Consider the following 14,275-nt stretch of genomic DNA (forward strand, 5'->3'; position numbering starts at 1 on the left):
GCTCTTCCACCGAGCAAAAAACAACTGCGCCCACGCCTCAAGATGTGGGCAAAACCTAGGGAGTTTCAAGGCATGTCCATCGCCAGCGTCAAGCAAGCCCTGTCCGGTTCGATCGCCGCCGGCAGCGAAGTCACCGTGCGCGGCTGGGTGCGCACGCGCCGCGATTCGAAGGCCGGGCTGTCCTTCGTCAACGTCAGCGACGGCTCGTGCTTTGATCCGATCCAGGTCGTGGCGCAGAACACGCTGGCGAACTACGCGAACGAGATCGCCCACCTGACCGCAGGCTGCGCAGTGATCGCGACCGGCGAACTCGTGCCTTCGCAGGGCAAGGGCCAGGCATTCGAGATCCAGGCAACCCAGCTCGAAGTCGTCGGCTGGGTCGAGGATCCGGAGACCTACCCGATCCAGCCCAAGGCGCACACGATGGAGTACCTGCGCGAGGTCGCACATCTGCGCTCGCGTACCAACACCTTCGGCGCGGTGACGCGCGTGCGCGACTGCATCGCCAAGGCGATCCATCGCTACTTCCACGAGCGCGGCTTCTTCTGGATCAACACGCCGATCATCACCGCGAGCGACGCCGAAGGCGCCGGACAGATGTTCCGCGTCTCCACGCTCGATCTCGTCAACCTGCCGCGCGACGACAAGGGTGGCATCGACTGGAACAAAGATTTCTTCGGCCGCGAAACCTACCTCACCGTCTCCGGCCAGCTCAACGTCGAGGCCTACTGCCTGTCGATGAGCAAGGTCTACACCTTCGGCCCGACTTTCCGCGCGGAGAACTCGAACACGACGCGCCATCTCGCCGAATTCTGGATGATCGAGCCCGAGATCGCCTTCGCCGATCTCAACGACGACGCGACCCTGGCTGAGGATTTCCTCAAATACATCTTCAAGGCCGTGCTCGAAGAGCGCATGGACGACATGAAGTTCTTCGCCGAGCGCCAGGACAAGACAGCGATCACGCGCCTCGAAGCGCTGGTCAACGCGCCGTTCGAGCGCATCGACTACACCGAGGCGGTGAAGATCCTGCAGAACTCCGGACACAAGTTCGAGTATCCGGTCGCCTGGGGCAGCGACCTGCAGACCGAGCACGAGCGCTACCTGACCGAGAAGCACGTTGGCCGTCCGGTCGTCGTGATGAATTATCCGGAAGCGATCAAGGCGTTCTATATGCGCCTCAACGACGACGGCAAGACCGTCGCCGCGATGGACGTGCTCGCGCCCGGCATCGGCGAAATCATCGGCGGCTCGCAGCGCGAGGAGCGTCTCGATTATCTCGACCGGCGCATGGCGCAGTTCAAGCTCGACCCGGGGCACTACCAGTGGTATCGCGATTTCCGCCGCTACGGCACGGTGCCGCACGCCGGCTTCGGCCTCGGCTTCGAACGCCTCGTGGTCTACGTTTGCGGCCTGTCCAATATCCGCGACGCCATCCCGTATCCGCGCGTGCCCGGCGCCGCGGAATTCTGAGGTTGCGCACGCAACGCGTGCGAAAACTGGTGCAGATCAAACCCCCGGCATGTCCGGGGGTTTTTGTATGCGCTCGTCGCGCAGACATGCCGCCGTCGTGATCGCGTCGTCGCGCATTCCCTCGACCAACGCGCAGCACGTCGATGCCGGCATCGAGCGCACCGGCGAATTCGTCGAGATGAAAATCCGAACGTCGTTCCGATCATGAAGGACCGGCTTCGCAGATAAGCCCACATTCGCCGACATGCACACGCGCAAGCCGCCGCATGTCCGGAACCGTCACCGCAGCACGTACTTAGCTTCCACGCCGGAACGCATCGGTCGCGCGATCGCTTCGCGATGCCGCTTCAACGACGCATCGATTCCGGCGCGACGGCGCAGCGACTTCGATCCGAATCGAAACTCCGATCGGGTCGGCGCCGAAAGGACTAACCATCAGTGTCTCCAGAGGATCTTATGTCAGCGAAGTCGTTCTTCCACGTGCCGATGCGATCGCCGAAATGGCTGCTCGGCTTTATCGCCCTCGGCCTTCTTTTGTCGACCTTCTGCATGGCGACGACGGCGCGAGCCGCTCCCGGAGACTTCGCCGTGTCGTCTACCACGCTCGATTTCGGCAATGTGGGGGTCGGTACGAGCGCCAAGCTCGCCGTGACCATCACCAACGTGTCGCAGGTTGCGCAGATACCGGCCCTGGCCGGCGGCGGCCTCTCTGACAAGACGTATTTCGACGCGAACCAGACCTGCGGGGGACGCACGCTCCAGCCCGGTGAAAGTTGCATACTCAACTACATCTTTCATCCCGGCACGCTCGGTGCGCGCTCAAACGGCACATCGTTCAATATCGGCAGCACCAGCTACACGGTCAGTCTGTCGGGCATCGGCATTCTACCGTTGACCGTATCGCCGACGGCGCTCGATTTCGGCAATGTCATGGTCGGTACGAGCACAAGCCTCAATGTGATCATCAAGAATGTGTCGAATGCCGTGCAGACTCCGACCTATGGCGGCGGCGGCGTCTTCGATACGGCTAATTTCGGCGGAGTACAAAATTGTGTGGGCAAAGCACTGCAGCCCGGCGACAGTTGCGTCTTCACCTATACCTTCCATCCCGCTGCGGTCGGGGCCAAATCGGACCACACTGCGATCAGCATCGACGGCACCACCTATCCGAACAGCACCAGCTACTCGATCACCTTATTCGGCACCGGCATCGGCACGGCGAAATACAGCGTCGGCGGTACGCTCAACGGACTGGTCGGCAGCGGCCTCGTGCTGAACCTGAACTCCGGCGTGCAGACCTTGCCGATTGTGGCCAACGGCAAATTCGCTTTCCCGACCGCGCTCGCCGACGGCTCCGCCTACGCGGTCAGTGTCAACACACAGCCGTCCGCCCCGGCGCAAGTCTGCTCGGTGACCAACGGCGCCGGCAATCTGAATGGCGCCGACGTTACCGGCATCGTGGTCGAATGCGCGCCGCCGACCGTCAACGGCGTCTGCGGCAGCGACAACGGCAGCACGCTCTCGGTCACGCCGACTCATCTGTGCAGCGCGGGCACGCCGAGCGCGGTGAGCGGCTCGGGCCCGTGGAACTGGAGCTGCGCGGGCGACCACGGCGGCAGCACGGCGACGTGCTCGGCCAATGCGAGCGCCGGCAAGCTGCAACTGTCCGGCAACGGCAATGCGATCGGCAACGGCGCCGCCACACCGAACGTGAGCAACGGCACCGACTTCGGCCATATCCAAGCCGGCGCGCAGGCGGCGCATAGCTTCTCGATCGGCAACATCGCGAGCGTCAGCCCGGCCGCGACCGGCAAGCCGCAAGCGTCGACGGATAATCTCGCTCCTCAGGCCGCGGGCGATCTCGTCGTTTCGAGTATCAGCAGCGACAATGCGGCCTTTGTCATCGGCAGTGTACCGGGCACGATCGCGCGCGGTGCCAACGCGGCGTTCACGCTGAGCTATCAGCCAGCCGCGATCGGCGCGCACAACGCAACGATCACGATCCGCAGCAACGATCCTTCGGCGCCGAGCTTCACCTTCGCGGTGACGGGCCAGTCAATCGCGGCGCCACCGGTCACACCTGCCGCACCGGCGCCAGCACTCTCCCTCTGGGCGCTTTTCTTGCTCGCGGGCATGCTCGGTTTCGCGGCTTGGTTGGGACTGCGGAAAATCGGCACGGCACCGTAAACGATCTTCTCGATGCCGCAGCGACGGAACTTTCGCCGCTGCGGCATCGCTTCGTGCAACGCCGATTTCCCCACGCACTCTGCATTCTTCGATTGCGACAGTTCCGCGAAAGCGGAAATGCCGAATAGAATGCGGCACATGACAACAAACATCGTTTCGATCAAAGGCGTCAGCAAAACCTACAAGGGCGGACTGCAGGCGCTCAAGTCGGTCGATCTCGACATCCGCCGCGGCGAGATCTTCGCCCTGCTCGGGCCGAACGGCGCCGGCAAGACCACCCTGATCAGTATCGTCTGCGGCATCGTCAACCCGACCACGGGCACGATCACCGCTGACGGCCACGACATCGCGCGCGAGTATCGCGCGGCGCGCAAGAAAATCGGGCTCGTGCCGCAGGAGCTGCACACCGATGCCTTCGAGAGCGTGATCGCCACCGTGAGCTTCAGCCGCGGCCTGTTCGGCCATGCGCCGAATTCTGCGCACATCGAAAAAGTGCTGCGCGACCTGTCGCTCTGGGAAAAGCGCGACGCCAAGGTGATGACCTTGTCGGGCGGCATGAAGCGCCGCGTGCTGATCGCCAAGGCGCTCGCGCACGAACCGAACATCCTATTTCTCGACGAGCCGACCGCGGGCGTCGACGTCGAGCTGCGCCACGACATGTGGCAGATGGTGCGGCGCCTGCGCGAGAACGGCACGACGATCATCCTGACCACGCACTATATCGAAGAAGCCGAGGACATGGCCGATCGCATCGGCGTGATCCGCAAGGGCGAGCTGATCCTCGTCGAAGACAAGGCCGTGCTTATGCGCAAGCTCGGCAAGAAGCAGCTAACGCTACAACTGCAGACGCCGCTGCGGCAGATTCCCGCAGAGCTGGCCGCACTGCCGCTCGAGCTGTCGGCCGACGGCAGCGCACTGACCTACACCTTCGACACGCAGCGCGACGAGACCGGCATCGCCGAACTGCTGCGCTGCCTTGCCGCGCACGGCATCGATTTCAAAGACCTGCATTCGAGCCAGTCTTCGCTCGAAGACATTTTCGTCAGTCTGCTGCGGAGCTGAACCATGAATTTCTATGCAATCCGCGCGATCTACAAATTCGAGATGGCGCGCACTTTCCGCACGCTGATGGAATCGCTGCTCTCGCCGGTGCTGTCGACCTCGCTCTACTTCATCGTGTTCGGCGCGGCGATCGGCGCACGCGTCGGCAACGTCGACGGCGTCGACTACGCCGCCTTCATCATTCCCGGCCTGCTCATGCTGCCGCTGCTCAACGAAAGCATCTCGAATGCCGCGTTCGGCATCTATATGCCGAAGTGGGCCGGTACGATCTTCGAGCTGCTCTCGGCGCCGGTCTCGGCGTTCGAGGCGGTGATCGGCTACGTCGGCGCCGCGGCGACCAAGTCGCTGATGCTCGGCGTGTTGATCCTGGTCACCGCACGCTTCTTCGTGCCGTACCACATCGAGCATCCGTTCTGGATGGTCGCGTTCCTCAGCCTCACCGCAATCAGCTTCAGCCTGTTCGGTTTCATCATCGGCCTCTGGGCCGACAGCTTCCAGCGTCTGCAAATCGTGCCGATGTTGATCATGACGCCGCTCACCTTCCTCGGCGGCGCGTTCTACTCGATCACGATGCTGCCGCCGCTGTGGCAGAAGATCAGCCTGTTCAACCCGATCGTCTATCTGATTTCGGGCATGCGCTGGAGTTTCTACGGCAAGGCCGACGTCGACGTCGCGGTCAGCGTCGCCGCGATCCTCGGCTTTCTCGCACTCTGCCTCGCCATCATCGGCTGGATCTTCAAGACCGGGTACAAACTACGCAACTGAGCGGGATTTTCTTTTCGACGGTCGCCGAAAAATTCCGCTCGTACGGGCATCGCCCGGGCGTGCCTGTCGTGCGATTCCACAGCAGGGTTGCCGGCCAATGCGAAATACGTCACTGCCCGGCCAATCATTTAAGAAGGACCTAATTCGCCCTTTCTATACTGCCGGCGGTTTGCGCGCGTGATTCGGAAAACGCGAACCGAGCAGTGTTTCGACAGTACCACCGTAGTCCAGACGTATGCCATTCAACTTTATGGAGATGAAGATGAGCATGAGACTGAAGGTGTTGTGCGCTCTATTTTTCGGAATCGGATTCGGCGTTTCGGCAAGCGCAATCCAGAAGCCGCCGCCGGATCCCTGCGTGCAGGCCTGCCTGCATACATATTGCGAACAGACCCATCAAAGCGGACAGTGCGTGTATCCGGCACAGGTGCTGCTGGCTTGCCAGGTTCAGTGCAACTGACGACGGCATCTCTGCGCTTCGCCATCGCGGCGAAGCGCAGGAATCATCTTGCTTCACAGGTATCTTTTGTGCGCCCTGCAACGGCCAAAAGACCGGCGCCCATTAGCGGCACCGCGCAATCCCTCAAGACTTGCCCGAACCCGCCGCAGCCGCGCTGATCGTCGCTTGAATCTCGTTTAGTTTCTTCAGCGTCTCGTCGCCGAGCGCGTCGCGCAGTTCGTCCTGCACGCGCTCCCAGTGCGGCAGCGCGCGCGCGACCGCGGCCGTGCCCGCGCGCGTGAGCCGTGTCAGGCTCGTGCGTCGGTCCGGCCCCGGCGCCTGTTCGATGAAACCCTCGCGTTCGAGCAAGGCCAAGTTGCGCGTCAGCGTCGTGCGGTCGAGTTCCTGGTCTTCGGCGAGCGCGCCGACGCCGGTCGGCCCGATGCGCTCGATCGCGCGCAGCAGACAGAACTGAGTGATCTTGATATCCGCCGGCGCGAGCGCGTCGTCATAGATCTGGCTGACCGTGCGCGACATGCGCCGCAGATTGATGCAGACGCATTCGGTGCGCCGCTTCGCTGCCGCGAAGGACGCCTTGGAGGATTTTTCTTTCATCGATCTTGCCATCGGAAAATTAGGTGCATATACTCATATTATATACTTTTCATCATGCGGCGGCACCGATCCGCCAACGGAACCTGCATGCTTCGCCGCTATCTTGCCGCCCGTCTCAACGGCCGACTGCATTATGCCTATGTCGTCGCCGCGCTGACCTTCGTCACCCTGCTCGTCGTCGCCGGCATCCGCGCAACGCCGGCCGTGCTGATCGTACCGCTGGAAAAGAACTTCGGCTGGAGCCGCGACCAGATCACCCTCGCCGTATCGATCGGGCTCGCCCTGTTCGGCCTCATGGGCCCGTTCGCCGCCGCGGCGATGCAGCGCTTCGGTATCCGCGGCACCATGGTCGCCGCGCTCCTCCTGCTTGCATCCGCGATGGGCGGCAGTGCCTTCGTCACCTCGCCGCTCGGCCTGATCCTGACCTGGGGCGTGCTCGCCGGTATCGGCACCGGCACGATGGCAATGGTGCTCGGCGTGACCGTCGTCAACCGCTGGTTCGAGCACAATCGCGGCAGCGTGCTCGGCCTGCTCACAGCGAGCACCGCGACCGGATCGCTGATTTTCCTGCCTTTGCTTACCTGGTTTATCGATCACGGCTACGACTGGCGCGTCGTCGTCTATATCGTCGCCGGCGCGGCCGTCGTGCTGATCGCGCTCGTGCTGCTGCTGATGCCGGAGCGCCCGGCCGAAGTCGGCCTGCATCGCTACGGCGCAACGGGCGCCGACGCCAACGACGCGTCGCGCGCCAACCCGCTCACCGCCGCATTCGGTGCGCTCGCGACAGCCTCGCGCAGCGGCACGTTCTGGCTGCTGTTCGCCACGTTTTTCGTCTGCGGGCTGTCGACGAACGGTTTGATCGGCACGCATATGATCGCCTTCTGCGCAGACAACGGCATCCCCGAGACGCGCGCTGCGGGCCTGCTGATGGTCATGGGCATCTTCGACATCATCGGCACGACCGCGTCGGGCTGGCTCTCCGACCGCTACGACAGCCGCCTGCTGCTCTGCGCTTATTACGGACTGCGCGGACTGTCCCTGCTCTATCTGCCCTATTCCGATTTCAGCATCGGCAGCCTCGGCCTGTTCACCGTGTTCTACGGCCTCGACTGGATCGCCACCGTGCCGCCGACCGTGCGCCTGACCACCGATCGTTTCGGCCCGCAATTGTCGCCGCTCGTCTACGGCTGGATCGGCGCCGGCCACCAGCTCGGCGCGGCGACGGCGGCCTACGGCGCCGGCGTGATCCGCGTGCAGACCAACCAGTACGTCGGCGCCTTCTTTGTCGCCGGTGCGGCCTGCATCGTCGCCGCGATCCTGGTCATGCTGATCCGCCGCCGCGCAGCGCAACTGCAGCCGCTGCCGGCCTGACGGTCGTAGAATCGGCGCATGGATGCGCTGGTCAATATCGATGTCGACGATCTCGACCGTGCGGTCGAGTTCTATTGCACTGCTCTTGAACTGCGCGTCAGCCGCCATCTTGGCGGCGGCGTGGTCGAACTCCTCGGCGGCAATGCGCCGATCTATCTGCTCGACAAACGCGCCGGCAGCCTCGCCGCGGCGGGGCAACCGCGCGACTACGCGCGCCACTGGACGCCGGTGCATCTCGACTTCGTCGTGACCGATATCGACGCCGCGGTCGCGCGCGCGATCGCCGCCGGCGCCGTGCTCGAACAACCGGTGCAGACGGATGTATGGGGCAAGCTCGCCGTCATGGCCGATCCGTTCGGCCACGGCTTCTGTTTCGTGCAGTTCCTCGACCGCGGCTACGACGAGATCGCAACCGCGCCGGCCTGATCGAATTGCACGCTAAACGTGCAGGAAGCGGCCGCCGCCGAACGACCAGTTCTCCCAGCGCGTTTCCTTGAACGCGATCATAACGTTCTCGGCGTTCAAGCTCAGTGGCGCGGTGGTCAGTGCGGCGAGTGTGTCGGCGACGATCTTCTTCTTCACCTTCACGTTGCGCCCTTCGGAAAACAGCACTTCGATCAGAACGAAATTTTCGTCGCGTGCCGAGGTGAGATCGGGATAGCTCGCGTCGTAGCGGAAATTCTCCGGCTCCAGCTCGAATACACGCTGAAACCGATCCGTCTGCGGCACGCCCGAGGCGACGAGCGCCTGGTGCACGGCGGCGAGCACGCCAGACTTGAACTCGGCGGACTTGGGTTTGGCGACGGTCAGGGTGACGAGAGGCATGGTGGATTCCTTCGATTTCGTTGTTGAAGATGTTCGTTGCCGAAAAAAAACGAATCTCAAACGCGCGGATCGCGCAAGGTCGACCACGAGATCGCCAGCGCGGCGCACGCGAACAGGCCGGCGAGGAAGCAGACCGCGTTCCAGCCGCCCCACTTCCAGGCAAATCCGGTCAGCGCCGAACCGGCCGCGCCGCCAAGAAAGAAGATGCCGGTGAACAGACCGTTGAGCCGGCCGCGCACTTCGGGGCGCAGCAGATTGACCGCGCGCCTACCGAGCGCCTGGTCGCCGACCACGCCGGCATCGAGCAGCACGGCACTGACCACGAGCAGGCCGAGCGACAAAGTCGGCAGAGTCGACGCGAGCGAATAGGCGAACGCGGCCAGAATCATCGCCTGAATCGCGAGCGCATGCAGGCCGATGAAGGCCGGCTTGGCCCAGCCGCGATCGCCCCAGCGCCCGGCCAGCGGCGCGACGACGGCGCCGCTGACGCCGGCCAGCGCGAACAACGCGATCCCGCGCGGACCGAGTTCGAACGGCGGCTCGGCGAGCAGCAACGCAATCGTGGTCCAGAACAGATTGAACGCGGCGAACATCATCGCCGTTTCCAGCGCGCGCACACGCAGCACACGCTCGGAGCGCAAGAGCTGCCACAGCGAAGCAATCAGCGCACCGTAGCCGATACCGCCCTGCGGGCGGTGGCGCGGCAAGGTCCAGGCGAGCAGAGCGATCAGCGCGCAGACCACCGCGGCCGAGGCGAAGTACATGCCGCGCCAGCCGAGCGCATCGGCGGCAAGACTCGCGAGCGGACGCGAGAACAGCACGCCGACCATCATCCCGCTCATCACGTCGCCGACCACGCGGCCGCGCTGCGCCTCGGGCGCGAGCGTCGCCGCGAGCGGCATCAGCACCTGGATGCAGCTGATCGCCGCGCCGAGCGCGAACGCCGCGATCAAGAACCACAGCGCCGACGGCGCCAGCGCGGCAGCACAGAGCGCGAGCGCATCGGCGCCGAGCATCGCCAGCGCCAGGCGCCGGTTCTCGACCAGATCGGACAGCGGCACGAGCAGCATCAAGCCCGCGGCATAGCCGAGCAGGACGGATAGAGTGACGAAGCCGGACAAGCGCGCGTCGAGGCCGAGCGAAGGCCCGATCACATCGACCAGCGGCTGCGAGGAAAACAGGTTGAGGATGATCACGCCGACCGCGAACGCGAACAGCCGCGTCGGCACCGGGCGCATCAGGGCCGCGGCATCGGCGGAACGCACGGGCACTTCAATCTCGGTCGTGGACATGATGTGCAAACCATACTTGACATGATGTCGCGACACTCTATGCTTGTCATGAATATTCTTCAATTGAATTATTTTTAGAATTATTATGTCACTATTGAATACGGATGGGTGCTCGTACGTTTCGTTTCGACGGAGGCAAGCATGAACACTCGCGACATCGAAGCCTTTCTCGCCGTGGTCGACGCCGGCTCGATCATGGGCGCGGCGGCGACCCTGCACCTGACCCAGCCCGCGGTCACGCGGCGCGTGCAGGGGCTCGAAGAAGCGCTCGGCGCGCAGTTGCTCGACCGCATCTCCAAGCCGCTCAAGCCGACGTCCGCGGGCCGCGATGCCTACGAACTCGGCCGGCGCGTACTCGGCGCGGTGCAGGATCTGCGCGACGGCTTCGCCGAGAACGGCGAAATCAGCGGCGAGCTGCGCCTCGGCGTCACCCCGTCGCAGTCGGACGACACCCTGGCCGAGCCGCTCGACCGCCTGCGCAAGGCTTACCCGAAGCTCACGCTGCGCATCACGACGGCCTGGTCCCCGGCCCTGCTCGAACAGATTCCGAGCAACCGCATCGACGCGGCCCTGGTGCACCTGCCCGAGCACGCGCCCGCGTCGCCGCTGCTCGGCATCGACCCGGTGTCGACGCAACGCATGATCGTGACCGCGGCGAAATCGCTCGGCCTGCGCGGCCGGCGCTCGCTCGCCGACCTCGCCGAGCGGCCGTGGATCCTGAGCCAGGACGGCTGCGGCTATCGCGAAGTGCTGCGCCAAGCGCTCGCGCGTGCGAATGCGCCGTTCGTCGCCGCAGTCGAAACCTACAATTCGGAATTGCGCATGTCGCTGGTCGCGCGCGGCCTCGGTCTCGGCGTCTCCACCGAAACCGCGTTGGACCGCAGCAAATATCGCAACCAGCTGGACGTGCTCGATCTGCGCGATTTCAAGCCGCAGATCCATATCGGCCTCGCCCACCGCGCTGCCTGCGGGCGCTTGGCCGGCCCGCTCGGCCTGCTTGCCGGCGCGCTCAAATCGGCGCAGAAACCGGCGTCCGTCGTGCGCTTGCGGACCGGCGCGCGCGCGGGCTAGTCTGCGCGCGATCCGGCCACGCCCCGCGCCCGCCATGTCCGACGTCGCTCAGAGTTTCGCCCTGCAGTCCGAGCTTCGGCAGATCGCCAATCTCGTGCTGCTGTTCGGCTTCGTCCTCACCCTTGCCGGGGAATGGCTGCTGCCGCCGCCGGGCACGCGCTGGGACCGCGCGCGCTTCGTGCACGGCGCGCACAATCTCGCCCTCTGGCTGATCGGCGTCGTCTTCGTTTCAATTGTATTCGGCAGCACAGTCTGGGCCTTGCTGCAGTGGCTGCAGATGCGCGGCGTCGGCGTGCTGTATTTCGCGCCGCTGCCGGGCTGGCTGCACGCGGTCCTCGCGTTCGCCCTGCTCGACGCGGCCGACTACGTCTTCCATCGCCTGAGCCACAACCTGCGCTGGCTCTGGCTCATGCACGCCGTGCACCATTCGGACCCACGCGTCGACGCGACCACGAACCTGCGCCAGCATCCGCTGCACCTCGTGCTGACCCAATCATGGAAGATCGCCGCCTGCGCAGCGATCGGCGTGCCGGCATGGGTGTACCTCGTGCACGAGATTCTCAACCTCGCCTTCGCCTACTGGCATCACGCGGCGATCCGCTGGCCGCGCGTGCTCGACCGCGCCTTGTCCTGGCTCGTGGTCACGCCGCGTCTGCACTGGAATCATCATTCGCCGGTGCAGGAGCGCACCAACTCGAACTATGGCGTGATCTTGTCTTGCTGGGACCGTGCGTTCGCGACGCTCACGCCCCCTGCCGAGGAACCCGCGCAGTTCGGCCTCGCCGCACTCGCCGCGCCGCGCTGGCACAGCGCATTCGGCATGCTCGCAACGCCGTGGCGCGCACGCTCGCTGCCCCGGCTTTGAGTCGGGTGCGCATCGCGAAGAATCCGTTCAGCCGTTGCGCCGCGCAGCGAAGTACGTACCGGCGCCGACCAGGATCGTCGCGAGCAGGGTGAGCACGCCGGGACTCAAGGCCGGCGCGCCCTGCACGATCGCGGCAACCGAGCCAAGCAGCGACATCGTGCCGCTCGAACCGCCCGTCGCCGGGCTGCAGTTCAAAGTGAAGCCGCCAATGATGCCGACCGTGCGGCAGTTGACCGCGAGCTGGGCGTTCTCGGCCGCGCTCGAAGACGGCGAGTACTGCACGAGCACCGTGCACGACGGCGTGCTCGTACTGAGCGTCGACCCGGCCGTACAGGTGCCGCCCGGGACGATGGTGAAATCGGCGGCGTTGACGCCTTGCACGGCGAGCGAATTGAGCAGAGCGGCGAAGCCGGGACCGGAGCCGTTCGCGTCGAACGTCAGCGTGATCGTTTTCGTGACCGGCATGCCGAGCCCCGCAGAAGCGAACGCGTAGGCGTCGTCGACCGAACGGATATTGACCGTAGTGACGATCGCTCCGGCGTAGAGCGGCGCGGAACAGAACAAGGCGAAAAGAGCGAACAGCGAGCGGAGGCGAGCCTGATGCAGCATGACGATCTCCCCGAAATGCGTGCGGACTGTGGTGGGCGGCGCACGGCGGCAACGGGCCGTGCGACGGGCGTCACGATACTCGCATCGGATCGGCCAAACCATGCAGGGCGCACGCACAAACCGCGATTTGAATCACGGTTTCCGTGCCGTCGCAAGCGCTCTCAGGCTGCCACGGCCAGCCGCTCGACCGTTTCGCGATAGCGCGCAGCGATCCGCGCCTCGTCGCGGTGGCGGAAATCGCGCACGGTCCAGGCGCCGTTGACCATGACGTGGCGCACCAGATTCGCATTGCCGGCGAACAGGAAGGTGTCGATCAGGTTCGCCGCATCGCGTCCCGCGAGCAGCGCGGCGTCTTCGTCGAGGACGACGAGGTCGGCACGCGCGCCTGCGTCGATCGCACCGATCGCCGTGCCCGCGGCACGCGTACCGCCGCGCAGGGCGGCCGAGAACAAGGTCTCGCCGACGCTGTGGTTCGCCGCAGAGACGGCGATATTGCGATGCCGCGTCGCCAGACGCTGGCCGTATTCGAGCCAGCGCAATTCCTCGACCGGCGATACCGAGATATGGCTGTCGGAACCGACGCCGAGCACGCCGTCGTGATCGAGATAAGCCTTGAGCGGAAACAGGCCGTCGCCGAGGTTCGCCTCGGTGGTCGGACATACGCCCGCGACTGCGCCCGACTGGGCGAGCCGCTGTGTTTCCTGCGCGGTCATATGCGTGGCGTGGACCAGACACCAGCGCGCGTCGACCGGCATATTGTCGAGCAGCCATTCAACCGGGCGCGCGTTGCGCAGGGCGAGACAGTCCTGCACTTCGCCGATCTGTTCGGCGATGTGGATGTGCACCGGCATCGCACGCGTAACGTCGGCGCCGAGCACTTCGCGCATCGCGCGCTCGGGTACGGCGCGCAGCGAATGCAGGGCGACGCCGACGCGCAATGCGGCATTTTCCATTTTTACCAATTGCTGCAAAAGCGCCAGATAGCCGTCGACTTCGAGGTCGAAGCGGCGCTGGCGCTCGGACAGCGCGCGGCCGTCGAAGCCGCCGGTCATGTACAAGGTTGGCAACAGGGTCAGGCCGATACCGGCTTCCTGCGCCGCTTCGATCAGGGCAAGCGACATCGCCGTGGGATCGGCATAGGGCTTGCCGTCGGGCCGGTGATGCAAATAGTGGAATTCACAGACGTGGGTGTAGCCGGCCTTGAGCATCTCGACATAGAGCTGCGCCGCAATCGCGCGCAGGTCGTCCGGGCCGATGCGGCTGGCGAAGGCGTACATGATCTCGCGCCAAGTCCAGAAGCTGTCCGATGCGTTGGTCTGCTTCTCCGCCAGGCCCGCCATCGCACGCTGGAACGCATGCGAATGCAGGTTCGGCATACCGGGCAGCACGTAGCGGCCGAGCGCCTGCGTGTCCTGTCGCGCGTCCTGTGCCGTCACGTCGATCAAAACCCCGCGATTCTGCGGCGCGGAGCCGACGCTCACGCTGCCCTGTTTCTGCCAGCCGCCGGGGCGCCAGAGATTCTCTGCCGAGTACCGCACTGCTGGTTCCGCCGTCGCCTGATTCATGCTCTTCCTTATCGCCATGCAAGGCATGCGTGCGGCCTGCGATCCGGCCCGAGCGCGCATGCACACTCTGCGGCAAGCCTAAGGGTTGCATGCTGAACATACCAGCACGTCGGCACGCAGCCGCACGCGGCGCGGT

13 protein-coding genes are annotated in these 14,275 nt (G+C 64.9%); 8 read left to right on the top strand and 5 right to left on the bottom strand.

What is annotated here, in order from left to right; translation table 11 throughout:
- The first annotated feature begins 72 nt into the window (after positions 1-72).
- The 4 genes from asnS (at position 73) to FFS30_RS12110 (ending at position 5,487) form a co-directional block, all read left to right on the top strand.
- Positions 73-1,473, top strand: coding sequence for an asparagine--tRNA ligase (asnS, locus tag FFS30_RS12095; RefSeq protein WP_137913380.1), 1,401 nt, complete (start codon positions 73-75; stop codon positions 1,471-1,473).
- Positions 1,474-1,929: 456 nt separating this feature from the next.
- The gene (locus FFS30_RS12100) at positions 1,930-3,660 is read left to right on the top strand and encodes a choice-of-anchor D domain-containing protein (protein ID WP_137913381.1); all 1,731 of its coding nucleotides are present in this window, start codon (positions 1,930-1,932) and stop codon (positions 3,658-3,660) included.
- Between the two features lie 138 nt (positions 3,661-3,798).
- Positions 3,799-4,722: an ABC transporter ATP-binding protein gene (locus FFS30_RS12105; RefSeq protein WP_137913382.1), complete on the top strand. Its 924-nt coding sequence runs from the start codon at positions 3,799-3,801 to the stop codon at positions 4,720-4,722.
- A 3-nt stretch (positions 4,723-4,725) separates the two neighbouring features.
- The gene (locus tag FFS30_RS12110; protein WP_137913383.1) at positions 4,726-5,487 is read left to right on the top strand and encodes an ABC transporter permease; all 762 of its coding nucleotides are present in this window, start codon (positions 4,726-4,728) and stop codon (positions 5,485-5,487) included.
- 583 nt (positions 5,488-6,070) lie between these two features.
- On the opposite strand, the gene FFS30_RS12115 is transcribed toward FFS30_RS12110, so the two are convergent.
- Entirely contained in the window at positions 6,071-6,541 is a 471-nt protein-coding gene (locus FFS30_RS12115) for a MarR family winged helix-turn-helix transcriptional regulator (protein WP_171014583.1), read from the bottom strand.
- A gap of 87 nt (positions 6,542-6,628) precedes the next feature.
- On the opposite strand from FFS30_RS12115, the gene FFS30_RS12120 reads away from it, so the two are divergent.
- Positions 6,629-7,912, top strand: a complete 1,284-nt coding sequence (locus FFS30_RS12120; RefSeq protein ID WP_137913385.1) for an MFS transporter — start codon at positions 6,629-6,631, stop codon at positions 7,910-7,912.
- Between the two features lie 18 nt (positions 7,913-7,930).
- Positions 7,931-8,338: a VOC family protein gene (locus tag FFS30_RS12125; protein WP_137913386.1), complete on the top strand. Its 408-nt coding sequence runs from the start codon at positions 7,931-7,933 to the stop codon at positions 8,336-8,338.
- A 12-nt stretch (positions 8,339-8,350) separates the two neighbouring features.
- Here FFS30_RS12125 and FFS30_RS12130 read toward each other — a convergent pair whose 3' ends face one another.
- Together FFS30_RS12130 and FFS30_RS12135 are read right to left on the bottom strand one after the other, a co-directional pair.
- Positions 8,351-8,737, bottom strand: coding sequence for a tautomerase family protein (locus tag FFS30_RS12130; protein ID WP_137913387.1), 387 nt, complete (start codon positions 8,735-8,737; stop codon positions 8,351-8,353).
- Positions 8,738-8,793: 56 nt separating this feature from the next.
- Entirely contained in the window at positions 8,794-10,029 is a 1,236-nt protein-coding gene (locus FFS30_RS12135; RefSeq protein ID WP_212742459.1) for an MFS transporter, read from the bottom strand.
- Between the two features lie 141 nt (positions 10,030-10,170).
- Between FFS30_RS12135 and FFS30_RS12140 the strand changes: the two genes are divergently transcribed.
- Together FFS30_RS12140 and FFS30_RS12145 are read left to right on the top strand one after the other, a co-directional pair.
- On the top strand, positions 10,171-11,100 hold the full coding sequence (locus FFS30_RS12140; protein ID WP_137913388.1) for a LysR family transcriptional regulator: 930 nt from the start codon (positions 10,171-10,173) through the stop codon (positions 11,098-11,100).
- Positions 11,101-11,134: 34 nt separating this feature from the next.
- On the top strand, positions 11,135-11,965 hold the full coding sequence (locus FFS30_RS12145; RefSeq protein ID WP_137913389.1) for a sterol desaturase family protein: 831 nt from the start codon (positions 11,135-11,137) through the stop codon (positions 11,963-11,965).
- A gap of 27 nt (positions 11,966-11,992) precedes the next feature.
- Here FFS30_RS12145 and FFS30_RS12150 read toward each other — a convergent pair whose 3' ends face one another.
- Together FFS30_RS12150 and FFS30_RS12155 are read right to left on the bottom strand one after the other, a co-directional pair.
- Complete coding sequence (locus FFS30_RS12150; protein ID WP_137913390.1) at positions 11,993-12,574, bottom strand: hypothetical protein; 582 nt, start codon at positions 12,572-12,574, stop codon at positions 11,993-11,995.
- Positions 12,575-12,735: 161 nt separating this feature from the next.
- Positions 12,736-14,112: a formimidoylglutamate deiminase gene (locus FFS30_RS12155; protein WP_249352404.1), complete on the bottom strand. Its 1,377-nt coding sequence runs from the start codon at positions 14,110-14,112 to the stop codon at positions 12,736-12,738.
- Positions 14,113-14,275 lie beyond the last annotated feature (163 nt).

It is taken from the genome of Rudaea sp. 3F27F6 (genome assembly GCF_005503555.1).
Lineage (GTDB): Bacteria > Pseudomonadota > Gammaproteobacteria > Xanthomonadales > Rhodanobacteraceae > Rudaea.

What these genes read in the sequence shown, in the direction of transcription:
- asnS (WP_137913380.1), top strand. Translation starts at nt 73, where the DNA reads ATGTCCATCGCCAGCGTCAAGCAAGCCCTGTCCGGTTCGATCGCCGCC.
- FFS30_RS12100 (WP_137913381.1), top strand. Translation starts at nt 1,930, where the DNA reads ATGTCAGCGAAGTCGTTCTTCCACGTGCCGATGCGATCGCCGAAATGG.
- FFS30_RS12105 (WP_137913382.1), top strand. Translation starts at nt 3,799, where the DNA reads ATGACAACAAACATCGTTTCGATCAAAGGCGTCAGCAAAACCTACAAG.
- FFS30_RS12110 (WP_137913383.1), top strand. Translation starts at nt 4,726, where the DNA reads ATGAATTTCTATGCAATCCGCGCGATCTACAAATTCGAGATGGCGCGC.
- FFS30_RS12115 (WP_171014583.1), bottom strand. Translation starts at nt 6,541, where the DNA reads ATGAAAGAAAAATCCTCCAAGGCGTCCTTCGCGGCAGCGAAGCGGCGC.
- FFS30_RS12120 (WP_137913385.1), top strand. Translation starts at nt 6,629, where the DNA reads ATGCTTCGCCGCTATCTTGCCGCCCGTCTCAACGGCCGACTGCATTAT.
- FFS30_RS12125 (WP_137913386.1), top strand. Translation starts at nt 7,931, where the DNA reads ATGGATGCGCTGGTCAATATCGATGTCGACGATCTCGACCGTGCGGTC.
- FFS30_RS12130 (WP_137913387.1), bottom strand. Translation starts at nt 8,737, where the DNA reads ATGCCTCTCGTCACCCTGACCGTCGCCAAACCCAAGTCCGCCGAGTTC.
- FFS30_RS12135 (WP_212742459.1), bottom strand. Translation starts at nt 10,029, where the DNA reads ATGTCCACGACCGAGATTGAAGTGCCCGTGCGTTCCGCCGATGCCGCG.
- FFS30_RS12140 (WP_137913388.1), top strand. Translation starts at nt 10,171, where the DNA reads ATGAACACTCGCGACATCGAAGCCTTTCTCGCCGTGGTCGACGCCGGC.
- FFS30_RS12145 (WP_137913389.1), top strand. Translation starts at nt 11,135, where the DNA reads ATGTCCGACGTCGCTCAGAGTTTCGCCCTGCAGTCCGAGCTTCGGCAG.
- FFS30_RS12150 (WP_137913390.1), bottom strand. Translation starts at nt 12,574, where the DNA reads ATGCTGCATCAGGCTCGCCTCCGCTCGCTGTTCGCTCTTTTCGCCTTG.